Genomic DNA, 25,591 nt, shown 5'->3' on the forward strand with positions numbered 1-25,591 from the left:
ACATTTATGTCCGTTGGCGAGTGTGCTACAATACAAAAGGAACAATGATCAGGAGGCATTACATGTTTAGCGCTGTGATTAAACCGCTCGTTGTCAATATGACGATTTTATTTTCACTCATTTTCAATGCCAACTTATTTTTTCCGTTTCGTCGAAAAATGGTGCTCACTTGGAAACAAAAAATGATGTACGGCGTTGTTGCATCGTTTACGGCTTTGTTATGTATGATGTATCCAATTCAGCCGTTAGCGAAAACGAACTTCGACTTTCGCATGATCGTCATTTTAGTGACGACATTATATATCGGAAAAACGGCTGGGCTGTTATGTACGTTCACCGTTGTTATCGCACGGTTCATCATTGGCGGTCCGTTCGCTTATGCAGGAGCGACCGTTTCTGTATTTGCATACGTTGTCGGCATATTGTTTCGCTCGTCTTTTTTTAACGTCAAAAGAAAAATGTTATATGGGCTTATGATCGTTTTCATTTATCTCATTTTATATATCGCAACGATTATATACGCCGTTCCGCCACTTCCTTGGCGATTTTATGTCGTTTACTTCTCCTTTTTTATCGCCATGTTTTTAGCGCTTATTTATGTCATCGAGCGACTCATTCAATTTAACGAGCAGTTTGACGATATGATTTACCTTGATAAACTAGCAACGGTCAGCGAAATGGCGGCTTCATTTGCCCATGAAATTCGCAATCCGCTCACGACGGTGCGGGGCTTCGTCCAATTTTTAAGCAAAGATACGACCGATGAAAACGTAAAAAAATTCGCTCCAATCATTTTAGAAGAATTAGACCGAACGAATAAAATTATTAGCGAATATTTAACGCTCGCTAAACCAGCATCCTTTCAACTGCAAAAAGTGAACATTGATGACATTTTACATACATCTGTCCATTTATTAAGTCCGCTCGGTACGATGACGAACGTGTCGCTACATCTTTATACGGAAGGAAAAAGCGACGTGTATGGCGATGCGCATTATTTAAAACAAGCGCTCTTAAACGTGATGAAAAACGGGATTGAAGCGATTGAATACGGTGGGGCGGTGACGGTTCATAAAACGGTCAATGAAAAAGAAAAGGAAGTCATTATCACGATTCGCGATACAGGAAAAGGAATGACTGAAGATGAGCTGAAAAATATCGGCTTGCCGTACTATACGACAAAATCGAAAGGAACCGGGCTTGGCACCATGATCGCCTCTCGACTTATCCGCCAAATGGGAGGAACGATGGCGTACGAAAGCCGACTGAATGAAGGAACGACCGTTACGATTACATTACCGCTATATGAAGGGGATTAATCCCCTTCTTTTTTCATATAGTCGATAAACATCGTGATCGTATCGATCGTAAAAGTCGACAGCGGTTCAGATAAGTGAGAAAACATCCATAGTTTTAATGCCCCGAAATATAGTTGAAGAGCGATTAACGAAAGCGTTTCGGAAGATCGTTTCGTTCGAATGTCTCCGCATTGTTTCCCTTCTTCAAATATATTCGTCAACATATGAATAAAAGGAGTGAACGGGAGCGTCTCTTGTTGTTTTCCCGCATAAATATGTACCATGGATTTCGTCACTTCTTTTCCGAGTTTTTCGTGCATCGTTGTTAATTCATAAAACAACTGCTCGATTTGCCTATGCCACATTCGTTCCTCGCTTTCTTGCACCCTTTTACATATGCGTTCTACATGCGTGGAAAACACGCTTTGTAACACTTCTTCTTTCGTGCGAAAATAATTAAAAAACGTTCCTTTCGCGACACCCGCTTCATTTGTAATTTGCAAAACGGTCGTTTGCTCATACCCTTGTTTTTGAAATAATCGAAGGGCGGTTTGTTGGAGCAATATTCTCGTTTGCTTTTTTTGTTTCTCTCTTTTCATCATGAATCCCCCATCATCATCGTCTACTTTTATTATAGTGATTTTTACCTAGGAATAAAGTAATATTTTAAAAGATGAAAGTTTTGTTTAGACATGTATCATTCGCATATATATGGAAAGAAACATAAAAAGGAGGAATGATGCATGTGGGGTGTCGATTCAGCGGCAAAGGTGACGGAACCGTTGCTTGCGTGTGTAAGAAAAGAATACGGTTTTCCGCAATTTTGGGGAAGATATGTGACGACGGTGCCGAACGTATCAGACGGCTTGACGAAAGAAGAAATCGCGTTTATTCGTGGGCGCGGCATAAAGATTGCGCCGATTTACAATGCGTTTCGCGAGGCGACACAATACGAAAAAGGGAGAACGGCGGCGCGCAATGCAATTTTTCACGCGCGCAGATTAGGCATTCCGAAAAATAAAGTCATTTTTGCGAACATTGAAGATGAATTTCAAGTAGATGACGCATGGATTCAAGCATGGGTCGATACGTTTTATCCGAGCGGATATCGCCCGGGCATATACGCCAATCCGACGAAAGGAGCATTTGGTGAAGCTTATTGTGAAGCGGTGAAAAACGATGAACGCATCGCCCAACAAACGATTATATGGAGCTCATATCCGCGCCCAGGGACGACGCCAGCGGCTAAAGCGCCGACGTATCGACCGAACGTGCCGAATTGTCGCGCGAACGTTTGGATGTGGCAATATGGTCGCGATGCCGACCGTTGTGCGATCGATACGAACGTGGCAAACCGAAAAATAAGCGACTATTTATATTAAAAATATTTTTCGTCTGCGATAAGAAGTATGATAAAATAACGGTAAATGATGTCATAACGGAGGCTGTTTGTATGGAAAATAAAAATGGAATTTTATTAGAAAGCGGGACGAATGAACTAGAAATTGTCGAATTTTTAATTGGTGAAAACCGATTTGCGATTAACGTCATTAAAGTAAAAGAAATTATTCATCCGATCGTGCCGACAAAAGTACCGCATGCGCATCCATACATTGAAGGCATTATTGAATTGCGCGGTGAGGTACTTCCGCTTATTGATTTAGCGAAAGCGCTCGGCTTTGGACCGTCAAATAACCCAGCGCAAGATAAATATATTGTTGCGGAGTTTAATCAACAAAAAGTTGTGTTTCACGTCCATAACGTTACACAAATTCATCGCATATCATGGAAGCAAATTGAAAAACCGTCGCAAATGTATCAAGGGTTGGAAAGCCAAATTATCGGCGTTGTAAAATTAAACGGAAATATGATTTTATTGCTTGACTTTGAAAAAATCGTCGTCGATATTAACCCGCAATCAGGCATTCACGTCGAGCGTGTGAAAAAGCTTGGCAAGCGTGAGCGGTCGAATAAAAAGCTGATCGTTGCGGAAGACTCACCGTTGTTACGTAAGCTTCTTCACGACACACTCGCAGAAGCCGGATACGTATATGTCGAGTTTTTTGAAAACGGCGAAGATGCGTTAAACTATTTACAATCGATCGTTCAAAAAGGAAAGCCAGTTGAAAGCGAAGTACAATTAGTCATTACTGACATTGAAATGCCGCAAATGGACGGCCATCATTTAACGAAACGCATTCGTGAAGACGAAACATTAAAACATTTGCCCGTCATCATTTTCTCTTCTTTAATTACAGATGATCTTCGTCATAAAGGGGAGCGCGTTGGAGCGACGGCACAAGTGAGCAAACCGGAAATTGCCGAACTTGTGCAAATGATTGATCAACACATCTTATAGTAGGGGATTGCTATGGACCGTTATGAAAAATATCGCCAACATTTTTTAAAAAATATTCGCAAACGGCTAGAAGAATGGGAAACGGTAGATGAAATTGCTCATCAAGACGTATATCGCCTGCTTCATTCCATTGCTGGTACGGCCGCGATGATCGGAATGACCGATATCGGAAATTATGCGCGTCAGTTAATGGAACAATGGGGCGAAGATGAAGAAAAAACGTGGAAAGCGACAGATGTGAAAGAGCGGCTCGCCCCGCTTTTTCAACTTTGTTATGAACAACAAATTGGCGAAGTGACACAAGGGGAACAAGGAACGAAAAAGGGAGACGAACCGACCATTTTACTTATTGATGACGATCCATCGTTTTTAATGTATGTGAAAGAGCATCTCGAACAAAGCGGATGGTACGTTGTCGCCATTGCCGATCCGGTCAAAGCGGTCGCTTCGTTTTACGACGTCCGTCCGGATTGTGTCGTCATCGATATTCATATGGAAACGAAAACAGGGTTTGAAGTATTAACGTTTTTAAAACAAAAGTTAAAACAACAATTCGTCCCGATGATTATGGTGAGCATTGATGATCGAAAAGAGACGCGCATAAAAAGTTACGAAATGGGCGCGGACGATTTTATTCCAAAACCGTTTGCGATCGATGAATTTATCGTGCGCATTCGCCGACAGCTTCAAAGAAAACAATTAATTGATGAACTGCTTCTTTTAGATGAATTGACGCACGTCTACAACCGAAAATATTTAAAACAAGCGTATGAACAATTAAAAAGCGACTGGCATCGCACGCACGAGCCGTTTTGTTTAGCGGTGCTCGATATTGACCATTTTAAACGAGTCAACGACCAATACGGACATTTAATGGGCGATGTTGTTTTAAAACAATTTGCGCAATTTTTAAAAACGAACGTCCGCGCGCGCGATGTTGTCATTCGTTTCGGTGGAGAGGAATTTGTCGTGTTATTGCCGGCGACAGAAGCGGCAGAGGCGTTTCTTGTGTTTGATCGTCTGCGCGAACAGTTTGAACGGATGACGTTTCAATGTGATGAAACGACGTTTTCATGCACGTTTTCGACAGGGATCGTTGAAGTGCTTGATCCAACGAAACCGATTGGTCATTGGATTGAGTTGGCTGATTCTGCCCTATATGAAGCGAAAAATACAGGAAGAAACTGCGTCGTGCTTGCGAAACAACAAGAAGCATCGTATCGCCGAACTATGAAAGTCGCGATTGTCGATGATGATGCGATTGTGCGCGCCATTGTGACAGACGTCGTGCAAAAAATGTTTACGAAAGAAAAAGTGACGCTCGATTTGCGCGCATTTAAAGACGGCGAGCAGTTTATAGCGTCCGATTGGCATCGCGGAACAGAATCATGCCTCGTCATTTTAGACGGAGTCATGCCGAAAATGGATGGGCTTGAAGTGTTGCAGCAGTTGCGAAGCCAAAAAGATTCATCAAGATATAAAGTCATTATGTTAACAGCAAGAAAAAGCGAAAACGATATTGCTCGCGCGCTTGAGCTCGGTGCAGATGACTATATGACAAAACCGTTCAAGCTGCTTGAGCTGGAAGCAAGAATACGCCATATGTTAAAAAGGATGAATTAGTCGTGTCTAATCAACTTGTTTTGTTTACGGTCATCGTGATCACTTTATTCGCTGTTTTACTTGCGATTTTTCTTTATTTAGTTGTCCGAAAAAGAAAAGACGGCAAATGGAAGCGAGAAGTGGAAACGTATAAACAGTTGTATGAACCGGTGTTATTTCGCTATTTAGCTTACGGTGACGAACAAGTCCCCGCTCCGTCATCGCCTGCGCAACATGTCGCGATGATGGAGCTACTCGATCATTTTATGCGCGTGCTTGCCAATGGGGATGTAAAGGAGAGGGCAACAGCGCTAGCCGAGATGTATTTTGTCGATTATTTACGAGCGCAACTTGCTCATCGTCGACTCGGAAGAAGAATGAACGCCCTCTTTTTTATTGAAGATTTTTATCTTCGCTCGCTCGTCCATGAGTTAGAAGCGATGTACGAACAAAAACAGCTTACGACGATGGAAAAGCGCCAACTGTTAAAAATGTTTGCGCTTTTTCAACATCCGCACGTATATGAATATATGAAACAAACGGATGAATCGTTTACGCAATTTGATTATCGCCTCATTTTATCGCGCATGGACGATCGTATGTTTGCGAAAATGGTTGACCATTTTTTTGATTGGAACGAAAAAATACAATATGCATTAATTGATATGATAGGCATTATGCAAAAGTTTGCGCACGTTTCATTTTTGCGTACATTGCTTCGGCATGAGCAAAGCGAATATCGCATTCGCGCATTAAAAGCGTTAGCGGAAATTGCTTTTCCGCTTGATTCCGAGCAACTTCGCATTCATTTACATTCACCCGTTTGGCAAGAGCGGCTCATGGCGCTGCGGCTATGTGCGCGCACACGTCCATATGAGCTTGTTGAGACGATGAAAGAGCTTGTCAAAGACCGTGTGTTCTCCGTGCGCTCGCAAGCGGCAGAGGCGTTGTTACGCATGCCAAACGGCTTGGCGATTCTCGAACAAATCGCCCAAACATCAGATGACCGTTATGCGCGCGATATGGCGCTTGAGTGGTTAGAAAGAGGGCGAGAAAATGATTAAATTGGCAGCGATGTTCGTCTTTTTCTTTATGATTGCGGTCATTTTGTTTTATACGTTTTTACTCGTCGTGTCGCTTATTCAATTGCGCCGCATGTACGAATTAGACGAATGGGAGCCGTATGAAGAAATGCTCGATGTGAGTTATACGAAACCGGTCTCGATTTTAGTGCCTGCCTACAATGAAGAAGCTGGCATTTTTGCAACCGTTCGCTCGTTACTTAGCATCGAATACCCAGAGTATGAAATTGTCGTCATTAACGACGGTTCAACAGACGATACGCTTGCGCGGTTGAAGGAGGATTTCGATCTTATTCCAATGAAGCGCGTCATTCGCGAACAACTAAAAACGAAACGGGTGCGTGCCGTGTATCGTTCCCGCAAGTTTTCTCATTTATTTGTCATCGATAAAGAAAACGGTGGAAAAGCAGATGCGTTAAATGCGGGCATTAATTTTTCAACGTATCCATACGTTTGTTCTATTGATGGCGACTCGGTCATTGAACGCCGCGCCTTTTTAAAAGTCATGAAGCCGATAGTGGACTCAGATGAAGACGTGATCGCATCAGGTGGAAGCGTGCGCATCGCTAACGGTTGTGACATTGAAAAAGGGGAAGTGGTGCGCATTGGACTTTCCCGTCATCCGCTTGTCATTATGCAAGTCATTGAATATTTGCGCGCGTTTTTAATGGGACGTATCGGATTAAGCCGCCATAATTTATTGTTAATTGTTTCAGGGGCTTTCGGCGTCTTTTCAAAACAATGGGTCATTCGTGCCGGTGGATATGCGCATACAGTCGGAGAAGATATGGAACTTGTCGTCCGACTTCATCGTCTCATAAAAGAAACGAAAACAAATAAAAAAATTGTGTACGTGCCTGATCCAGTTTGTTGGACGGAAGCGCCAGAGTCGATGACCGATTTACGCAAACAGCGGCGGCGCTGGCATCGCGGATTGTTTGAAAGCCTTTGGCTTCATCGGCGCATGTGGTTTAATCCGCGTTACGGCTCAATCGGGCTCGTATCGATGCCATATTTTTTACTCATTGAATTTTTAGGTCCTGTCGTTGAGCTGTTTGGTTATATCCTCATTATCGTTTCGCTCATGTTAGGCGACATATATATTGAATTTGCGATTTTACTATTCCTCGTTTCCGTTTTGTACGGTTCACTTTTTTCAATGGCTGCCGTACTGTTAGAAGAATGGACGGTGCGGAAATTTTCGAATGTTTCAGACGTCGTACGCCTCTTTTTTTATTCATTTACTGAAACGTTATGGTATCGTCCGTTGACGGTGTTATGGCGCTGTGAAGGAATTGTTGATGCGTTGTTAAGAAGAAAAGGGTGGGGAGAAATGAAAAGAAAAGGTGTGTCGAAATGATGAACAAACAACGTTGGCTCGTTTTATATGTCGTCTTTATTTTTCTGATCATTTCTTCACCGTATTGGCTATGGAAAATGAAGCCTGCCACCACGTTACACGTGTTGATTGTCAATAAAACGGTTCCAGATGATACGTATCGTGAACATGAAGGGCTCGTTTGGCTACTAAATCAGCAAAAGTACGTGAAGCCAAACGGAGCGCGCTATGAGTTAAAAAAAGATTACGTTGGGTTTATCCCAACGACAAAAAAAGAGCGGCCATGGCCGACATCGTTACAATCGTACGATGTTATTTATGTAGCCGACACGTACGGTGTATATGAAAATGATTTGACGATAGAAAAAAAGAAAGGGAAGCGCTCAAAAAAAGTGTACGGTGGTCTGACAGAACAAGAAGTCGATCGGTTGCACGAGGCGATGTTTGAAGGAAACAAAACGCTTATTGCCGAATTTAATTCGTTCGCAAGCCCGACCGATCCGTCTGTTCGCAACAAATTTTATGCTTTATTAAACGTCGAATGGACGGGCTGGATTGGCCGTTATTTCCCGAAGCTTGAAGATGACGAAGTGCCTGTTTGGGTAAAAGAAAATTACGAAAAACAATATAATGAACGATATGCATTTACTGGTCCGGGCTATGTGCTTGTTGATGAACACGATCGGCTCGTCATTTTAGATAAAAAAGAAATAGGAAAACGAGGGGTGCTTTTTACACCGACGAAAAAAGGAGAAAAAAAGCTTGGGATCGACGGCTCTATTCCGTATTCGTATTGGTTTGACATCGTAAAACCAATACATGACGAAGAAGTGTTAGCGACATATACGCTGTCGTTATCGGAACGTGGAAAAGAAAAATTGCAAGCGCTCGGGCTGCCGATGACGTTTCCAGCCATCGTTCACCATCGAAATGCGCGCTATGAGGCGTATTACTTTTGTGGTGATTATGCGGATCAACCGGATGTGCCGGGCATATATCAAACGGTCGGCATCGACGTATGGCGCAAATGGACAGTGCGTCACGACCCGAATAGCACCGCATCGTTTTATTGGAAAGCGTATGTTCCGATGATGAAAACGATTTTTCAATCTGTGCATCATGACGAAAAGCGTACGGTCGAACGAACGATTGCGAAAACAGAAGACGGTATTCAGCTTGCTGGACGCGTCGGAGAGCAATATATACAAATTTATAAAGATGGAAAATGGAAAAATGTGTTGTTAAAAGGGGTAAATATGGGAATCGCAAAACCGGGTCATTTCCCGGGTGAAACGGCGATTACGAAAGAAGAATATTTCCGTTGGTTTAAACAAATTGGGGCGATGCATGCGAATGCCGTTCGTGTGTATACGATTCACCCGCCTGCGTTTTATGAGGCGTTTTACGAATATAACGAAATCGCCGAGCAGCCTTTATATTTATTTCACGGGGTATGGGTGAATGAAGAAACGTTTTTGCGCACAAACGATGCATTTGCAAAAGAAAATACGGATGAATTTGTTGCGGAAATGAAACGAACGATCGATATCGTTCACGGGCGGGCAACGATCCCACCTCGCCCAGGGCATGCGAGCGGCATATATCGATATGACATTTCACCGTATGTGCTCGGCTGGATTTTCGGGGTCGAGTGGGAACCGACTGTCGTTCATGCGACAAATATGAAACATGCACGTTTACCAGATTACAACGGGACGTATGTGTACACAAAAGGTGCGTCGCCGTTTGAAATTTGGCTTGCGCGCATGATGGATGAAGCGATTGCGTACGAAACGAAAACGTACGGCTGGCAACGTCCGGTCAGTTTCACAAACTGGGTGACGACCGATTTGTTAACGCATCCGAGCGAACCGTTAGAAAAAGAAGATTTCGTATCGGTAAACCCGAACGTCATATATTCGACAAATGCGATGCACGGCGGTTTATTTGCGTCATATCATATTTATCCGTACTACCCGGACTTTTTAAACTTTGAACCGAAATATATCAACTACATCGACCATCGTGGCGAGAAAAACAACTATGCGGGCTACTTACACGATATGAAACGGGTGCATCGCATGCCGATTGTCGTCGCTGAATTTGGCGTCCCGTCATCGCGCGGCATGACGCATCGCAACGTATACGGAATGAACCAAGGATTTCATTCCGAACAAGAGCAAGGTGTAATCAACAAAAAACTATTTGAAGACATCGTTCATGAACGCATGGCAGGCGGCTTTATTTTCACATGGCAAGATGAATGGTTTAAACGAACATGGAACACGATGGATTACGACAACCCGGACCGCCGTCCGTTTTGGTCAAATGCGCAAACGAACGAACAACAATTCGGCTTACTCAGCTTTGATCCAGCAGAAAATGAAACGATGATGATCAAAGTCGATGGGCGAAAAGAAGATTGGGCATTCCAACAAATCGCTCCTGCCTTCCAACAAGACGGGCGCGCGCTCTATATGACGAGCGATGAACGATACGTGTATATTCGTTACGACACAACGGTTAAGCAAGACAAAGACGTATATATATTGTTTGACACGATCCGAGATCAAGGGCAATCGACCATTCTCGATGTGCCGAACGTACGAACAGAAGGGGTCGATTTCGTTCTCCATTTGCGCGGTGAAAAAGAAGGGCGATTATGGGTTGATAGTTATTACGATTCATTTTATTATCATTACGGACACGTCTTAAATATGATTGACCGTTTGCCGTATGCGAACAAAAAAAATAACGGCGTATACCATCCGATTCGTTTGACGCTCAATAAAAAATTACAAATTAAAGGAAAAACGTATCCGTTCGATTTTTATGAAACAGGCGTTATGACGTTTGGTACCGCAAATCCGAATGATGAAGCGTACAATTCTTTAACGGACGTGAGCGTCAGCAAACAAAAAGATGGATATGAAATTCGCATCCCATGGGCGTTGTTAAATGTGAAAGACCCGAGCATGCACGAAGCGATGGGAGATATGTGGCAAGGTGGATTAGCAAGCAGCGAAACGATGGACGGCATTCGCATCGGCGTGTATGAAAAAGGGTTTTCATATCCTGAACATTTAGATGCAAAACAATTTTATACGTACACATGGGACGGTTGGGAGCAACCGACATATCACGAACGGTTAAAACGTTCGTACACGATCGTGCAACAAATATATAAGAACGTTGAAGGAGAGAGAAAATAATGGCGAAAATTTTATTAGCGGAAGATGAAGAAGTGTTGCGTATGCTCGTTGTCGATACGCTAGAAGATGAAGGGCACGACATCGATGAAGCGTGCGATGGGGAAGAAGCGTTGGAGATGATTAAACAAAATGACTACGATTTAATTTTACTTGATTATATGATGCCAATATATACCGGTTTAGAAGTCATTCAACAAGTGCGCCAAATGCCCGATAAAAAACATGTAAAGATTATGATGCTATCAGCAAAAAGTCAACAGGCGGATCAACAACGTGTACTAGACGCTGGCGCCGACTATTTTATGGCAAAGCCATATAGCCCGCTTGAATTAGTACAACGAATCGAGGAGATTTTACATGGAGAAGATGCGTAACTATTTTCGGCAAAGCTTAGCAAGACAATTTGTCGCGCTCGTCACGAGCTTTTTATTCATCTTTGTGATCGGCTCGGCATCCCTTTTTTCGTATCAATCGTCGTTAACGACGTCATTTGAACAAAAAAAGGAACAAATCGAAACAAAGATGAAATATGCGCAAGAAATTGAACGGGCGTTTAACCAAGCGTTTTCCGATGCGCGCGGTTATTTAGCATTTAATCGGAAAGAATTTAAACTAAGCATTTTTCGCGAACAAGAAAATGTGCAAACGGCGCTCGATGCGTTAGAATTAGCAGCGACGACAAAAGACGATACGCAATATATTTTAAAGGCGCGCCAGTTTGCTAGCTATTATTTCGGTACGCTCGTTCCGCAAGCGATTGAAGCGTTTGAAAACGGCAATATACAAAAAGTATTAAGCTTATCCGAAAACGGCGGAACGGCGTCAATTGAACAATTCCAATTTCAAATGAAAACGTACAAAAATAAATTAACGGAACAGCTTGACCGTGAATTTCAACAATTGCGCGATGATCAAACGACAGCCCAAACCGCGTTTATTTTATTCATTTTTACGATTTTGACGATTTTAATTACAATCGCGCGCATCATGATGAAAAAAATCGGAAGACCACTCAATGAATTAGCGGTCGTGGCTGAAAAAATTGCTAAGGACGAACAAGTCGCCTATGACATGCGTGAAACGACAAATCGCGAAGATGAAATTGGGAAACTGGCAGCTGCCTTTAAAAAAATGTTAACGAGCATTCAAGAAAAAGAAGAAAGTTTAATGGCGCACAACGAAGAGTTGATGGCGCAGCAAGATGAATTAGAGTTTCAACAAGCCGAGCTCGAACAAGCGTTGGAGACGATGCAAGCGCGCGAACAACAATTAAAACGGCGCAACGACTTCATTAACGGATTATCGAACTCACTTGATAAGCAAGAAGTGTTAAATAGCATTGTAATCCATATGGCGCGTGTCATGGAAGCGGATCGCGGCATGATCGTTTTAATGAACGACGAAAAAACGCATGCCACATTCGGATTGTCGGAATACGGGGTTGAACAATTTTTAACATATATTTATAACGGCTTGCATCAACGACTGTTTGAGCAAAAAAAGCCGTTTATGTTAAAACGAGAAGTCGCATCTTCTGAAAAAGGGTATCATGAAGAAACGATGTTCGTGCACGACGTCTTTTTGCCTGTCTTGTCGAACGAAAATGACGTGCAAGCCATTTTAGTATTTAGTCGCTTTGGCGGACCGTTTTCTGATGAAGATATTCAAGAATATGTCGGGTTAACGAAACAAATATCGATTTCACTACAAAAAATTGCGCTATATGAACAGTCAGAACGAGCGCGTGAAACGGTACAACATATTTTAAATACGGTACAAGAAGGCATTCATTTCGTTGATCAACGTGGTCACAGCATGATTGTCAATAAACAAATGGTTACACTGCTGCAAAAACAATCGATTGCTGAACTTGAAGGAGCGAGCTACGAACAATGGGCGCGCGGCTTAGTTGAGCAATCAGACGCTGGCGAAAAGCTATGCGATTATTTACGCGCCATTATTTTCAACGGCGATGAAGAACGTGAGCCGTTTGTGTACCATTTAGCGCAAAAACGAAAAGTCATTCAAGTGTACGCCAAGCCGTTATATCGCAATGGGGAGCGACAAGGAACGGTATTTGTTCATCGCGACATTACGAAAGAGTTTGAAGTCGACCAAATGAAATCGGAGTTTGTCAGCACCGTCAGCCACGAATTGCGCACGCCGTTATCAAGCGTACTCGGCTTTACGGAACTCATGTTAACGAAAGAGTTAAAACCAGAACGGCAGAAAAAATATTTAACGACGATTTACCAAGAAGCAAAACGGTTAACGGCGTTGATTAACGACTTTTTAGATGTACAACGAATGGAGTCTGGCAAACAAACGTACGATAAAAAATATGAAGATGTCGTTTCGATTATTGAAAACGTCATTGAAACGCAAAAAGTAAATACGACGATTCATCAGTTCCATGTACAAAAAGAAACAAACAAAACGACGGTGCTCGGCGATCGCGATAAGCTCGCCCAAGTGTTTACAAACTTAATTAGCAACGCCATCAAATATTCACCAGAAGGCGGCAATATTACAGTACGCATATACGAACGAGGCAATCGACTATGCGTCGATGTGCAAGACGAAGGGTTAGGCATTCCAGAAGAAGCGATCCCGAACTTATTTACGAAATTTTATCGCGTCGACAATTCCGACCGTCGCCGCATCGGTGGAACAGGGCTTGGACTAGCGATCGTAAAAGAAATTGTCAAAGCGCATGAAGGGGAAGTGAGCGTCACATCGGAATTGAAAAAAGGAAGTACGTTTACTGTCTCGTTGCCGCTTGTCGTTATGGCGAATACAGGGGACGACGAACGCGAAACAGATGAAAAACAAGCGCATGCGCACGTCGTTATTGTCGAAGATGATGAAAATTTAGCGGCGCTATTAGAAGCCGAACTAAAAGATAGCGGATTTCGCGTCAAACTCGTCAAAGAAGGAAAAGAAGCGATCGAGCTCATCCAAAAAGAAAAACCGGATGCGGTCGTGTTAGACATTATGTTAGAAGAACATAACGCGTCTGGTTGGGATGTATTAAAAGCGTTAAAGCAAAATGAAGAGCTCGCTCATATTCCTATTATCATTTCTTCGGCGTTAGAAGAACGGGAAAAAGGAATGGCGCTCGGCGCAAATAGTTATTTAGTAAAACCGTATCAACCGAGCCAACTATCGAAAACAATTTTACAAATGTTGTTAAATAAAGAGCGACAAGGAGAGATTTTCGTCCCGTTGAACGAGGAAGCCAATTAAGGTTTCCTCTTTTTTTGTATAAAAAACGTTTGTCATTGCAAACTAGTAAAAAACGAAGCGGAAGAAAAAGGGGGCAAGATGATGTGGTTTTCGAAAAAAAATCGAGTTGATGAGGTTGCAAAACAGCTTGCCCATTCGCCAGATTTCATGTGCCGCCGCATCGAATGTAAAGGAAAAGCGGTATCCGTCCTTTTTTTAAGCAATTTAATTAATCACGCTCATCTTCAACAAAACGTCCTTGCCTTTATTCATGAACAAGAACATATATCCATTGAGCAATTATCGCGCTGTTTGCCGCTTGGCGCAGTTCGTATATGTGAAACAGAACAAGAAATGGCGTCATATATACGCGACGGCTGGGCGGGCATTTACATCGAAAAAGAAAAGCGTGGTCTTGTCGTCAACATCGCAGAAAAAGTCGAACGGTCGCTTGAAAAAGCAGAAACGGAGTCACTCGTTCTCGGTCCGAAAATGTCGTTTACCGAGTCGATTGATACAAATATTCGCATTTTGCGGCAAAATATTACCGATCAAAAATTAGTGACTGAAAAAATGACGATCGGGGTGCGCAACCCGCTCGATGTGCGCGTCGTATACATTGAAGACATCGCCGATCAAACAAACGTCCAAACGGTGAAGCAACGGTTAGCGGAATTGCGTATTGATGAAGTGATCGATAGCTCCGTTTTAGCGCAACTATTAGACGATCATGCGTATACGATTTTTCCGCAATATTTATTGACGGAACTTCCTGACCGATTAGCGTATAGTTTATTAAAAGGGCGCATCGGCATTTTTGTTGATCGCAGCCCGACGGTCATCATTTGTCCGACGACGTTTTTCAGCTTTTTTGAAACGACGGAAGACATTTATTTACGTTGGACGATGAGCACCGTCTTGCGCGCTGTACGCATGCTTGGCATTTTCGCGTCCATTTTTTTATCACCGTTATATGTTGCGGTCATTACATATCATTACGAAGTCATTCCGTCCGCTTTATTGTTAACGATTGGCGAATCGCGTTCGCGCGTGCCATTTCCTCCTGTCATCGAAGCGTTATTTTTAGAATTTATGATCGAGCTATTGCGTGAAGCAGGGGCGCGCTTGCCGACAAAAGTCGGCCAAACGATGGGTATCGTTGGCGGTATCGTCCTCGGACAAGCGGCAGTGGATGCTGGATTTACGAGCAACGTCCTTATCATTATCGTCGCATTAAGCGCGCTCGGTTCGTTTACAGCGCCAAGTTATGAAATGGGGGCGACGATTCGCATTTTACGCTTCCCAATCATTTTACTCGCGGCGCTTTGGGGGCTCGTTGGCATATTTATTGGCGTCAGCCTATTGCTCATTCATTTATTGAAGCTGACATCGCTTGGTCGTCCGTATTTATCGCCAATATATCCGTTTCGTTTCACCGATATGAAATATGCGCTCATTCGCCTGCCGATCAAGTTTTATGACGAGCGTCCGAAAACGAACCGCCCGCAAAACTTCCGCCGTTTTTCATGGCGCGAAGCGATGAAACGAAAGGATTTGGATGAATGATGAAAACGCCAAACGAACGGCTATCCGTGAATGCGTATCTCGTTTTTTTTCTCGTCCATACTGCGCAAATTGGGCTCGGCATCGTCGGCGTGCAGCGCGTCATTTTCGTTGAAGCGCGCCAAGATGCGTGGATTGCTGTCCTCATCAGCGGTTTATGGATTCATCTTATCGTTTTTGTCATTTGCCAAACGTTAAAATTGTCGGAACATGACAACATTTTTTCGCTTCATACGTTCGTGTATGGACGCGTGCTCGGTTGGATTATGAATGCTGTAGTTGTCTTTTATTTTTTAATGGCATATACGTCCATTTTGCTCGGATACGTGGAAATGGCGTTAACGTGGGTGTACCCTGATTTTCCGCTTTGGGGCGGCGCGCTTATTTTAGTGCTTTTAACGGTATATGCCCTATATGGCGGCGGGTTTCGGCTCGTGGCTGGCATTAGTTTTTTAACGTTTTTTATGACCATTTGGATCGTCGCTGTCGTTTTTCAACCGCTGAAATATGCGGAGTGGATTCATTTACTTCCGATACTGGAAGCGACGCCGAAACAGATGATGAACGGCGTATTAAAAACGTCTTACACGATGCTCGGCTTTGAAGTGTTATATATCATTTATCCGTTTGTAAAAGAAAAAGAGCGCGTCCATCGCTATGCGCAACTTGGCGTGTTATTGACGACGTTTCTCGTTACCATAGTGACCGTCATTGCGATTGCCTTTTTTAGCCCAAAACAACTTGATGTCACCATTTGGGCGTCGTTATCGATGTTTACAATTGTGAAGTTTCCGTTCATTGAACGGTTTGAATATATCGTCATTCCGCTTTGGTTGCTCGTCATTTTGCCGAATTTACTTCTGTTTATGTGGGCGATGACGCGCGGGGGAAAAGCGCTTTTTCATATCAAACAAAAATACGGATTATTTATTTTCGCATGTTTATCTTTCTTCGTTGCCATTATTTTTGAAAAGCGAGCGACAATTAACGAGTTTATTGATCAAGTCGGATGGTACGGATTTTGGTTAAGCTTCGTCTATCCGTTTTTCTTATATGTTTTTGTGCGCATGAAAACATGGGCAAAGGGGAGCGCAAAATGAAATGGTTAATCATCGTCATGTTGTTGCTTAGCGGCTGTGTATCTCCGCGCGTATTAGAACGACAAGGCATTATTACAGCGGCAGGGTTTGATAAAAAAGGGAAGATGTACGAAGGGGGCTCCGTCATGTTGTCGTTTGAGAAGATGGGTTCATCGATGTCCGAAGTCATTGAAGCGACAAATAAAACGAGCAAAGGATTTCGTCAAGATTTAGAGGCGCAAACGAGCCACGATTTAGGTTCAGGACAAATTCGCGTCGTTGTGTATGGAAAAGAACTAGCAGAGAAAGATGGAATTTTTGGGTTAACCGATACGCTACAACGCGATGCGAACATCGGCTCGCTCGTTTATTTAGCTGTTGGGGAGCCGAGCGCAAAACAAGTCATAAAAAGTAAAAAACATGAAGATACGCCCGATATTGGCACGTATTTATATCGATTAATTGAAAAAAATTTGCGCAGTGAATCGCTATTAGCCGCGACGCTGCACGAATTCATTCATAGTTATTACGACGTTGGAAAAGACGCTGTGTTACCTTGTTTATCATTGCGTGACGACAAACCGATTATTGAAAAAGTGGCGCTCTTTCGCGGAGACAAATTCGTTGGAACGGTGCGGCTTGATGAAAGTTTTTATATTAAAATGCTTGCGTCCGAGTATAACACAGGACTAAAAAATATTACCGTGTCGCGCGAAGATGTCGCCCCGTTATTAATAAAGAAAAAGGGGAAAAAAGTAAATCTCGTCATTAATGAAATTAAAACAAAACGAAAAATCAAGCTCATTAGCCAAAAGCCAACGCCTCATTTTCGCGTCACCGTCAAGCTACAAACGGAAATTTTAGAGATGTCTGAAAAAATGAAGCCGATTATGCAAGCGAATATACACGTGCTTGAACGAGCCATTGAAAAGCAAATGAAAAAAGAAATCGATCAGTTACTAGCAAAATTAAAAGCATATGAAACGGATCCGATCGGATTTGGACAAATATATGACCATTCGGTGCGCAAGTTACAGTTGACGGATAAACAATGGTTACAATTATACAAAGATGCACGGATTGATGTTGATGTGAACGTATCGATTTTACGCACAGGAACAATTGACTAATTTTTGTTTCTTTATGAAAAATTATTTTCAATCGTTGTGCCATATGGTTTAATAAAAGAAGGAGGGACAATACAAAAAGCGAGGATTACAACATGAATGAACAGCAGTTTTTATTCCAACACCCTCCATTGATGAAATGGGAGGCCGTTGGGCAAAAATTTGATCAATGTGCGATTTTTTTTGTTACGAACGAAGATGGCACAATTGTGTATATGGGCGAATCGTTTATGAGACAGTTGTCACGTCGCTATGGCGTCGTGCAACAACTCGTTGACCGTGCTCATGAAGCTATTTCTACATTACATACAAACAATATGTGGTGCGGACAAGCGGTCGTCGATCATCGTCATGCATATGTACACGTGTATTCGTTTCAATCGCATCTCATTTGGACCGGGTGCTTTTTGATAGACGATGACGATTCCGATACGTTAACGGGCGTCTTGTCGTACGATTCGTTTCAACATATGCTTTGCGAGCGAATAAATCAAAACGAACCGTTTACGTTATTGTCGCTTAATTTAGACCGATTTAAGTTTATTAACGATTTAATTGGCTATGAACGTGGAAACGAATTGCTAAAACAAGTAGCGGAGCGATTGCGTCGCTATGAAAACGGCATCGTTGCACGACAACATCGCGATCAATTTTTTCTCGCTTTTTATACGATTGATCGAAATGAATTGCATCGTTTACTTGGCGAAATGATGCAATTATTTTCCGCCCCGTTTCAGCTCAAAGACCAAGAGTTGACGGTGACGCCAAGCATTGGAGTAAGCGTCTTTCCTCATGATGCAACCAATTGGACGACGCTCATGTCGTTTGCCGACTTGGCGCTTGAAATTGCGAAAGAAAACGGGGGAAATACGTACTGTTTTTATACGAACGAATTAAAAAAGACGAACGAAGAAAAATTGTACATTCAACATAGCATTCGAAAAGCGTTAAAGCAAAATGAATTTATGCTTCATTATCAACCGATTGTTGATATTCAAACAGGCGATATTGTGGCGGTCGAAGCACTGTTGCGTTGGCATCACCCGAAACGCGGCTGGATTTCGCCGGCGACGTTCATCCCGATCGCGGAGGAAACGAATTTAATTCAAGCGATTGGCGATTGGGTGTTGCGACAAGTATGTGAACAAAGTAAAGTGTGGAGGAAAAAAGGGCTCCCGCACGTGCAAATCGGTATTAACGTCTCGATTAAACAATTTTTGCAAGCGGATTTAGTGAAACATATTGAACACGTGTTGCGCACGTACGATTTAGATCCGTTTTGCTTAAAACTAGAAATTACAGAAAGTATGGCGATGCATCATATCGATTATGTGCTCGCTCAACTTCAATCGTTAAAAAGTTTAGGGCTTCAACTTGCCGTTGACGATTTTGGGACAGGCTATTCGTCGCTAAACTATTTAAAAAAACTGCCGGTCGACATTATAAAAATTGACCGTTCGTTTGTGCAAGATATGGTGAAACATTCATACGACTTATCGATCGTTCGCGCCGTCATTGAAGTGGCGCACAGCTTACAAATGAAAGTCGTTGCCGAAGGGGTGGAAACGGAAGAGCAACTTGCGATTTTAAAACGAGAACGTTGCGACCGCGCCCAAGGCTATTATTTCAGCAAACCGCTCTCAGCTGAACAGTTTGAACAATTAGTCCAATAAGAAAAGCGAAAAGCGCCCGCTTATCGGCGAAGATCGCACGAGCCCCACCGAGGAGGCTGTCGCCGCCGCAGTGTGGGGCGGAGCGATTCGAGCCGATGGCGCTTGGAGCTAGACAGCTCCTCACCGAGCCCCGGAACTCTATACTTTCTTATCTTTCACAAAAGGGCGATCTCATTAAGAGGCCGCCCTTTTGTGTAATATAATAAAGTATGATTGTTGAAGCTCGAAGCTTGTCCTTACCGAAATGTTTTCCCGAACCGATGCGGACGTGACCAGTCGTAACGTTTCGGCTTCGGTTGCACATCTTCTGGTGTGATGCCTGTATATGCTTGAAGTAAACGTTTCGCTTGAGACAACGGCATTTTAGCAACAGGGTTGCGATAAGAATCGTCCAACGTACCGAGATGAGGCAAATGCTTGAAGTCTTCTTTTGTTGGAGGTATGTGGAAGTAATATTGACCGATCGCCACAAGCACGTCCGACTTTTGTTGGCTGTACTTCGGATTTCGGGAAAAATGAAGCCCAACTTTTTTTGCTGTTCCTTCTTCGAGCATTTTTTCAATCGTTTTTTTCTTCAGCAAATACAAGTAAGAAGGATTTAACGCTGTTTTCGCATGACGGTTGACCGTAAACAGAGCGACCGATAAGTTTTCCACGGTGCATTCGACTGTTTCCATTGGCATTCCACTCCTTTTCATTTTTATACACTTTTATTATACACGATCGTCTATGTTTTTGGAAAATTTTTAATTCGTTTTTTACATAGAGGAGGGTAAACGTTGAAATACGGCATTATTGATATCGGCTCGAATACGATGCGCCTCGTCATTTACGAACGAAGCAAGGGCGGTCGGTTGCGCGAGCGGGAAAATGTAAAAATTGCAGCTCGCCTGCGCAACTATTTAACGGAAGACGGCTTTTTTACAGAGGAAGGATTGCATGTCCTTTTAGATGGACTGCTGACATTTCAAGATGTGACGCGTTTTCATCGCCTGCACGATGTCAAATGTGTCGCGACGGCAACGATTCGTCAAGCGCGCAATCGCGATGACATCGTTCGCTTTATTGCGGAAAAAACCGACTTTCGTATTCGTATTTTATCCGAATATGAAGAAGCATACTACGGTTTTTTAGCTGTCATTCAATCGACGTCGTTTCATGAAGGGATTACGGTCGATATTGGTGGAGGAAGTACGGAAGTGACGTATTTTCATAACCGCGAACTCGTCGACTATCATAGCTTCCCTTTTGGTGCGTTATCGTTAAAGCGTCAGTTTGTCGCAGGAAACGTGCCGACAGATGAAGAACTACAAACGTTGCGTGCATACGTCGACAAACAATTTCAATCGCTTCCGTGGCTAAAACAACGCCGCCTGCCAATCATTGCGATCGGAGGAAGCGCCCGAAACGTTGTGCAAGTGCATCAAATGTTACAAAACTATCCGATTGCGGGCATTCATCAATACGAAATGAAGCGAGACGACATTGTACAAGTAAAAAAATATTTACGTTCGTTGACGTTTGAACAGCTGCAAAAAGTCGAATCATTATCGAAAGATCGAGCGGACTTAATTATTCCAGCGGTCGAAGTGTTTCAAACGTTATACGAAACCGTTGATGCGACGATGTTTATTTTAAGCCGAAAAGGATTGCGAGACGGCATTTTTTACGAACAGTTTGGGCCGATCGTCTTTCCCAGCGTATTAGATGAAAGTTTTTTTGAACTAGCCCAAGATTACGAAGTAAATACAAACCATGTACAACACGTATTAAAACTTGTCATTCAACTGTTTGAACAAATGCGCACGCTTTCGCTTTTTCCGCTAACGGGAGAAGATCTCGTCTTATTAAAGCGCGCCGCTCACGTGTTTTATTTAGGGCAATATGTCGATGAAGAAGCAAGCAGCCAACATACGTTTTATCTTTTAGCGAATCGAACGATTGACGGATTAAGCCATCGCGATCGTGTGCAGCTTGCGCTTGTCGCTTCGTTTAAAAATAAGACGTTGTTTAAACAATACATTCAGCCGTTTCATTCGTGGTTTACCCGCGCAGAACAAAAAAAGTTTCGTTTTCTCGGTGCGCTATTAAAATTTGCTTACAGCTTAAACGATACGAAGCGAAATATCGTTGAGCGGGTGCAGCTTGAGCTTCAAGGGGACATAGTCGTCATGCATCTTTTTTGCAGTCAATCGTTTAAAGCGGAAGAATATCAAGCGGAAAAACATAAAAAACATGTGGAAAAAATGTTAAAACGCCCGATTCAATTACAGTTTCATTTGGAGGGATGAATATGGATTTAAGCCATCCGCGTTATTACAATAACCGCGAATTAAGTTGGCTAGCCTTTAACGAGCGCGTCTTGCAAGAAGCGATGGACGAACGCAATCCGTTATTAGAACGGCTGAAATTTTTAGCGATTTTTAGCTCGAACTTAGATGAGTTTTTTATGGTGCGCGTCGCGGGGTTAAAAGATCAAGTGAAAGCTGGATTTAATAAGCCGGAAAATAAGGCGGGATTGACGCCGAAAGAACAGTTGAAACAAATTGCGAAAAAAACGCATACGCTTGTAAAATGGCAGTACGACATGTACAACGAAACGCTGTTGCCGATGTTAAATAGAGAAGGAGTATATTTGCTTGCTCCAAACGAGTGGAGCGACGAACAGACGACATATTTACAGTCGTATTTTATGAAAAATATTTTTCCGGTGTTAACGCCGATGGCTGTCGATGCGTATCGTCCGTTTCCGATGTTGTTGAACAAAAGTTTAAATTTAGCGATCGTCCTTGACGATGAGGAAGATGAAGATGAACGGAAAAAATTAGCGATCGTGCAAGTGCCGGCGGTATTAAATCGCTTCATTCCATTGCCAGCAAACAACGATATGCACGCTTATGCGCTGTTAGAAGATGTCATTACGACGTTTATTCATACGTTATTTAAAGGATACACCGTTTCGTCTGTGACGCAATTTCGCATTACGCGCAACGCCGATTTAACGATTCACGAAGAAGGGGCGCGCGATTTATTAAAAGAAATTGAAAAAGAGTTAAAAAAGAGAAAATGGGGCGCAGCTGTTCGGCTTGAAATGAGTAAAAAAGGGTTTGACGAATGGGTGCTCGATTATTTATTAGATGAGTTAGAAATTCATGAAAAAGATGTGTATCAAATTGACGGACCGATCGATTTAACGTTTTTCTTTTCGTTTTATCATGAAGTGGCGAAATATAAAGAACATCTCGTTTTTCAAACGCTCATTCCGCAGCCCCCAAAAGATTTAGATGACGATGAAGATATATTTGAAAAAGCGAAAGAGCGCGATTTATTGTTTCATCACCCATACGAGTCGTTTGAGCCAGTCATTGATTTTATTTCCGATGCGGCAGACGATCCGGACGTGTTAGCGATCAAACAAACGCTGTATCGCGTCAGCGGAGACTCTCCGATCATTGAAGCGTTAAAACGAGCGGCGGAAAACGGCAAACAAGTGACCGTTCTCGTTGAATTGAAAGCGCGGTTTGATGAAGAAAATAACGTGCAATGGGCGAAAGAGCTTGAAAAAGCAGGATGCCACGTCATTTATGGCATGACACATTTAAAAACACATAGTAAAATTACGTTAATCGTTCGGCAAAAACATGGAAAAATTGAGCGGTTCGTTCATTTAGGAACAGGCAATTATAACGACGCGACCGCCAAAGTGTACACCGATTTTGGTTTGATTACGTCGAACGAACAATTTGGCGAAGATGCGACAAACTTTTTTAATTATTTAAGCGGCTATATGGAAAAACCGGAATTTCGCCATTTAGTCGTCGCCCCGTTTGATTTACGGCAACAATTTTTACAGCTCATCGACGAAGAAATTCGCTATCATAAACAATATGGCGATGGGCGCATCATCGCGAAAATGAACTCATTAACGGATAAACAGCTCATCATGAAGCTATACGAAGCGTCTCAAGCAGGGGTGCAAATTGATTTAATTGTGCGCGGCATTTGTTGTTTGCGCCCGCAAATGAAAGGGGTAAGCGAAAACATTCGCGTCCGCAGCATCGTCGGTCGCTTTTTAGAGCATAGCCGCGTATATTATTTTCATCACCATGGGCAAGCGCGCGTCTTTTTATCGTCTGCCGATTGGATGACGCGCAATATGGACCGCCGCATTGAAATTTTATTTCCAATTTTTAAAAACGAGTTAAAACAGCGGCTTATTGACGTGTTGCACATTTTGCTTTCTGATAATGTAAAAGCGCGCGAGCAAAACGAAGAGGGAGAATACGATTACGTGAAGAGAAAAGAAGGAGAAGAAGAAATAGATAGCCAAATGGTTTTATTTCACATGGCATACGATGTCGCAGACGATGAAGAATAAGGAGATGATGATGTGAAAGAAAGCGGAGCGGTGGCCCTTGGTGGAGCGCTAGGGGCGTTATGTCGATACGGGGTAGCGATCGCATTCCCGTTTCTTGCATTTCCGTGGGGAACGTTGCTCGTCAATTATATCGGTTCGTTTTTACTTGGGGCGCTTACGTCTTACGTCGGAAAGAAAAAAATGGCCGAATGGTTGCGTCTCGGCATCGGAACAGGATTTTGCGGCGGATTGACGACGATGTCGACGTTTAGTAAAGAGACGATCATGCTATGGCACGAACATGTTGGACTTGCGAATGTATATGTGCTCACATCTTTCGTTGGGGGCTTGCTTTTTTGTTATGCGGGCGTGTATGTGGGAGAGCGAATGGGTATGAAAAAAGTAGGTGAGGCGTCATGATTGCGGTCGCTCTTGGCGGAGCGTTTGGAGCGTGGTGCCGCTATCAGCTTGGCATATGGCTGTTGCACTGGACGAGAAAATCACGTGTGCCGCTTTCCATTTTGTTCATTAATTGGCTCGGTTCGTTCGGGCTTGGCATCGTGCTTGCCCACGACGTGCAAGCGGTTGGAGTCACCGTTGGATTTTTCGGAGCGTTTACGACGTTTTCGACATTTAGCGTTGAAGCGTTGCAACTATTATTAGGAAAGCGATATAAAGAAGCATCTTTTTACATCGTTGCCTCACTCATCGGAAGCATATGTATGTTTCAAGCCGGGTTTATGTTATAACCCGGCTTTTAATGTGAACAACGTTAATTCTGGTGGGGTTAAAAAGCGAAACGGCATGCGTGTCGTTCCAAGGCCGCGATTGACGTATAAGGTGAGTTGCTCGACGTCGTAAAACCCTTCGACATATTGTTTCGCTAGCGGAGGGGTGACGAGCGGTCCAATCCACGGCAGTTGAATTTGTCCCCCGTGGCTATGACCAGACAGCTGAAGATGAAACGGATAGACGCTCGCTTGTGTGACAAGATCAGGCTCATGAATAAGCGCAATCGTATACGTTTCCTTTGGCAACTGTTGCACCGTCTTTGCGAAATTCGGCTGACCGAGCATAAAATCGTCCAACCCCGCAATGACAATTTGTTCGTTCCCTTGACGAACACGTACCCATTCGTTCACAAGGAGACGAAACCCAGCGTTCTCCATCATTTCTTTATATATATTTGTTCCGTATCCGCCGTGATCGTGGTTTCCATAAATACAGTACTTTCCAAGCGGAGCATGAAGCGTTGTCAATAACGATGTAATCGCAGCGACATGCTCATATTTGTTCGGTTCATCAAGCAAATCGCCTGTAAAACAAATGAGATGCGGATCGAGGTCGTTCATTCGTTTCACGACGCGTTGAAAATGGTCAACAGCATAATGATACCCTAAATGGACGTCGCTAAATTGAAGAAGCCGACAGCCATCAAAGCTTTTTGGAATAAGCGGATGCACGATCTCGTAACGCCGTACCGTCAACTGCCTCGGCTCAATATATTTGGCATACATATATCCCGCCGTGGAAAGCAACGCCCCTTTGACGAATAAAGAAAAAAACGTTTGTAAAAAATCTCGTCGTTTCATATTTTCAAACCTTACCACGCGAAAATGTTCTTCATTCATTATAAAAGAAAAAAGTTGATAAAAACAGCAAAAACAATATTAAA

General features: G+C 43.0%; 20 protein-coding genes. 17 read left to right on the forward strand and 3 right to left on the reverse strand.

Annotation, left to right across the window (positions count from 1 at the left end):
* Window positions 1-62 precede the first annotated feature (62 nt).
* Complete coding sequence (locus tag HNR63_RS04140; RefSeq protein ID WP_181519867.1) at window positions 63-1,319, forward strand: ATP-binding protein; 1,257 nt, start codon at window positions 63-65, stop codon at window positions 1,317-1,319.
* Here the strand turns inward: HNR63_RS04140 and HNR63_RS04145 are convergent.
* Window positions 1,316-1,900 (reverse strand): TetR/AcrR family transcriptional regulator, encoded by a 585-nt coding sequence (locus HNR63_RS04145; RefSeq protein ID WP_246316727.1) that lies wholly within the window; start codon window positions 1,898-1,900, stop codon window positions 1,316-1,318. The genes HNR63_RS04140 and HNR63_RS04145 overlap by 4 nt on opposite strands.
* Before the next feature lie 141 nt (window positions 1,901-2,041).
* On the opposite strand from HNR63_RS04145, the gene HNR63_RS04150 reads away from it, so the two are divergent.
* From HNR63_RS04150 to HNR63_RS04205, 12 genes are all read left to right on the forward strand, one after another.
* Complete coding sequence (locus HNR63_RS04150; RefSeq protein ID WP_085789566.1) at window positions 2,042-2,680, forward strand: glycoside hydrolase domain-containing protein; 639 nt, start codon at window positions 2,042-2,044, stop codon at window positions 2,678-2,680.
* Window positions 2,681-2,751: 71 nt separating this feature from the next.
* A complete protein-coding gene (locus HNR63_RS04155; RefSeq protein WP_181519868.1) occupies window positions 2,752-3,657 on the forward strand; it encodes a chemotaxis protein in 906 nt (301 codons plus the stop codon).
* A 12-nt stretch (window positions 3,658-3,669) separates the two neighbouring features.
* Window positions 3,670-5,280 carry a diguanylate cyclase gene (locus HNR63_RS04160; RefSeq protein WP_181519869.1) on the forward strand — a complete coding sequence of 537 codons (1,611 nt, stop codon included), beginning with the start codon at window positions 3,670-3,672 and terminating at the stop codon, window positions 5,278-5,280.
* 2 nt (window positions 5,281-5,282) lie between these two features.
* Complete coding sequence (locus HNR63_RS04165) at window positions 5,283-6,323, forward strand: HEAT repeat domain-containing protein (RefSeq protein WP_181519870.1); 1,041 nt, start codon at window positions 5,283-5,285, stop codon at window positions 6,321-6,323.
* Window positions 6,316-7,701, forward strand: coding sequence for a glycosyltransferase family 2 protein (locus tag HNR63_RS04170; protein ID WP_085789570.1), 1,386 nt, complete (start codon window positions 6,316-6,318; stop codon window positions 7,699-7,701). Before HNR63_RS04165 ends, HNR63_RS04170 begins: the two co-directional genes overlap by 8 nt.
* Window positions 7,698-10,892 (forward strand): hypothetical protein, encoded by a 3,195-nt coding sequence (locus tag HNR63_RS04175; protein WP_181519871.1) that lies wholly within the window; start codon window positions 7,698-7,700, stop codon window positions 10,890-10,892. The genes HNR63_RS04170 and HNR63_RS04175 overlap by 4 nt, the downstream gene beginning before the upstream one ends.
* The gene (locus tag HNR63_RS04180; RefSeq protein ID WP_085789571.1) at window positions 10,892-11,266 is read left to right on the forward strand and encodes a response regulator transcription factor; all 375 of its coding nucleotides are present in this window, start codon (window positions 10,892-10,894) and stop codon (window positions 11,264-11,266) included. Before HNR63_RS04175 ends, HNR63_RS04180 begins: the two co-directional genes overlap by 1 nt.
* Window positions 11,250-14,138: an ATP-binding protein gene (locus HNR63_RS04185; protein ID WP_181519872.1), complete on the forward strand. Its 2,889-nt coding sequence runs from the start codon at window positions 11,250-11,252 to the stop codon at window positions 14,136-14,138. The genes HNR63_RS04180 and HNR63_RS04185 overlap by 17 nt, the downstream gene beginning before the upstream one ends.
* 78 nt (window positions 14,139-14,216) lie before the next feature.
* Window positions 14,217-15,683 carry a spore germination protein gene (locus HNR63_RS04190; RefSeq protein ID WP_181519873.1) on the forward strand — a complete coding sequence of 489 codons (1,467 nt, stop codon included), beginning with the start codon at window positions 14,217-14,219 and terminating at the stop codon, window positions 15,681-15,683.
* Window positions 15,680-16,780 (forward strand): GerAB/ArcD/ProY family transporter, encoded by a 1,101-nt coding sequence (locus HNR63_RS04195; protein ID WP_181519874.1) that lies wholly within the window; start codon window positions 15,680-15,682, stop codon window positions 16,778-16,780. The genes HNR63_RS04190 and HNR63_RS04195 overlap by 4 nt, the downstream gene beginning before the upstream one ends.
* The gene (locus tag HNR63_RS04200) at window positions 16,777-17,889 is read left to right on the forward strand and encodes a Ger(x)C family spore germination protein (RefSeq protein ID WP_181519875.1); all 1,113 of its coding nucleotides are present in this window, start codon (window positions 16,777-16,779) and stop codon (window positions 17,887-17,889) included. The genes HNR63_RS04195 and HNR63_RS04200 overlap by 4 nt, the downstream gene beginning before the upstream one ends.
* A gap of 92 nt (window positions 17,890-17,981) precedes the next feature.
* The gene (locus HNR63_RS04205; RefSeq protein ID WP_181519876.1) at window positions 17,982-19,559 is read left to right on the forward strand and encodes a putative bifunctional diguanylate cyclase/phosphodiesterase; all 1,578 of its coding nucleotides are present in this window, start codon (window positions 17,982-17,984) and stop codon (window positions 19,557-19,559) included.
* A 236-nt stretch (window positions 19,560-19,795) separates the two neighbouring features.
* Here HNR63_RS04205 and HNR63_RS04210 read toward each other — a convergent pair whose 3' ends face one another.
* Complete coding sequence (locus tag HNR63_RS04210) at window positions 19,796-20,236, reverse strand: YkyB family protein (protein WP_021094478.1); 441 nt, start codon at window positions 20,234-20,236, stop codon at window positions 19,796-19,798.
* Between the two features lie 102 nt (window positions 20,237-20,338).
* Between HNR63_RS04210 and HNR63_RS04215 the strand changes: the two genes are divergently transcribed.
* The 4 genes from HNR63_RS04215 to crcB are packed head-to-tail and all read left to right on the forward strand — an operon-like array spanning window position 20,339 to window position 24,665.
* Complete coding sequence (locus HNR63_RS04215) at window positions 20,339-21,850, forward strand: Ppx/GppA family phosphatase (protein ID WP_085789392.1); 1,512 nt, start codon at window positions 20,339-20,341, stop codon at window positions 21,848-21,850.
* Window positions 21,851-21,852: 2 nt separating this feature from the next.
* The gene (locus HNR63_RS04220; RefSeq protein ID WP_220127388.1) at window positions 21,853-23,937 is read left to right on the forward strand and encodes an RNA degradosome polyphosphate kinase; all 2,085 of its coding nucleotides are present in this window, start codon (window positions 21,853-21,855) and stop codon (window positions 23,935-23,937) included.
* A gap of 12 nt (window positions 23,938-23,949) precedes the next feature.
* The gene (locus HNR63_RS04225; protein WP_181519877.1) at window positions 23,950-24,336 is read left to right on the forward strand and encodes a CrcB family protein; all 387 of its coding nucleotides are present in this window, start codon (window positions 23,950-23,952) and stop codon (window positions 24,334-24,336) included.
* A complete protein-coding gene (gene crcB / locus HNR63_RS04230) occupies window positions 24,333-24,665 on the forward strand; it encodes a fluoride efflux transporter CrcB (RefSeq protein WP_181519878.1) in 333 nt (110 codons plus the stop codon). Before HNR63_RS04225 ends, crcB begins: the two co-directional genes overlap by 4 nt.
* On the opposite strand, the gene HNR63_RS04235 is transcribed toward crcB, so the two are convergent.
* Window positions 24,660-25,508, reverse strand: a complete 849-nt coding sequence (locus HNR63_RS04235; protein WP_181519879.1) for a metallophosphoesterase — start codon at window positions 25,506-25,508, stop codon at window positions 24,660-24,662. The two genes, crcB and HNR63_RS04235, sit on opposite strands and share 6 nt — an antisense overlap.
* Between the last annotated feature and the right edge of the window lie 83 nt (window positions 25,509-25,591).

The organism is Anoxybacillus ayderensis (assembly GCF_013761015.1).
Classification (GTDB): domain Bacteria; phylum Bacillota; class Bacilli; order Bacillales; family Anoxybacillaceae; genus Anoxybacillus; species Anoxybacillus ayderensis.

Excerpts from the sequence above, each read along its gene's own strand:
- HNR63_RS04180 (WP_085789571.1), top strand. The coding sequence starts at position 10,892 with ATGGCGAAAATTTTATTAGCGGAAGATGAAGAAGTGTTGCGTATGCTC.
- HNR63_RS04140 (WP_181519867.1), top strand. The coding sequence starts at position 63 with ATGTTTAGCGCTGTGATTAAACCGCTCGTTGTCAATATGACGATTTTA.
- HNR63_RS04185 (WP_181519872.1), top strand. The coding sequence starts at position 11,250 with ATGGAGAAGATGCGTAACTATTTTCGGCAAAGCTTAGCAAGACAATTT.
- crcB (WP_181519878.1), top strand. The coding sequence starts at position 24,333 with ATGATTGCGGTCGCTCTTGGCGGAGCGTTTGGAGCGTGGTGCCGCTAT.
- HNR63_RS04195 (WP_181519874.1), top strand. The coding sequence starts at position 15,680 with ATGATGAAAACGCCAAACGAACGGCTATCCGTGAATGCGTATCTCGTT.
- HNR63_RS04145 (WP_246316727.1), bottom strand. The coding sequence starts at position 1,900 with ATGATGAAAAGAGAGAAACAAAAAAAGCAAACGAGAATATTGCTCCAA.
- HNR63_RS04205 (WP_181519876.1), top strand. The coding sequence starts at position 17,982 with ATGAATGAACAGCAGTTTTTATTCCAACACCCTCCATTGATGAAATGG.
- HNR63_RS04170 (WP_085789570.1), top strand. The coding sequence starts at position 6,316 with ATGATTAAATTGGCAGCGATGTTCGTCTTTTTCTTTATGATTGCGGTC.
- HNR63_RS04175 (WP_181519871.1), top strand. The coding sequence starts at position 7,698 with ATGATGAACAAACAACGTTGGCTCGTTTTATATGTCGTCTTTATTTTT.
- HNR63_RS04190 (WP_181519873.1), top strand. The coding sequence starts at position 14,217 with ATGATGTGGTTTTCGAAAAAAAATCGAGTTGATGAGGTTGCAAAACAG.
- HNR63_RS04220 (WP_220127388.1), top strand. The coding sequence starts at position 21,853 with ATGGATTTAAGCCATCCGCGTTATTACAATAACCGCGAATTAAGTTGG.
- HNR63_RS04150 (WP_085789566.1), top strand. The coding sequence starts at position 2,042 with ATGTGGGGTGTCGATTCAGCGGCAAAGGTGACGGAACCGTTGCTTGCG.
- HNR63_RS04155 (WP_181519868.1), top strand. The coding sequence starts at position 2,752 with ATGGAAAATAAAAATGGAATTTTATTAGAAAGCGGGACGAATGAACTA.
- HNR63_RS04235 (WP_181519879.1), bottom strand. The coding sequence starts at position 25,508 with ATGAAACGACGAGATTTTTTACAAACGTTTTTTTCTTTATTCGTCAAA.
- HNR63_RS04200 (WP_181519875.1), top strand. The coding sequence starts at position 16,777 with ATGAAATGGTTAATCATCGTCATGTTGTTGCTTAGCGGCTGTGTATCT.
- HNR63_RS04160 (WP_181519869.1), top strand. The coding sequence starts at position 3,670 with ATGGACCGTTATGAAAAATATCGCCAACATTTTTTAAAAAATATTCGC.
- HNR63_RS04210 (WP_021094478.1), bottom strand. The coding sequence starts at position 20,236 with ATGGAAACAGTCGAATGCACCGTGGAAAACTTATCGGTCGCTCTGTTT.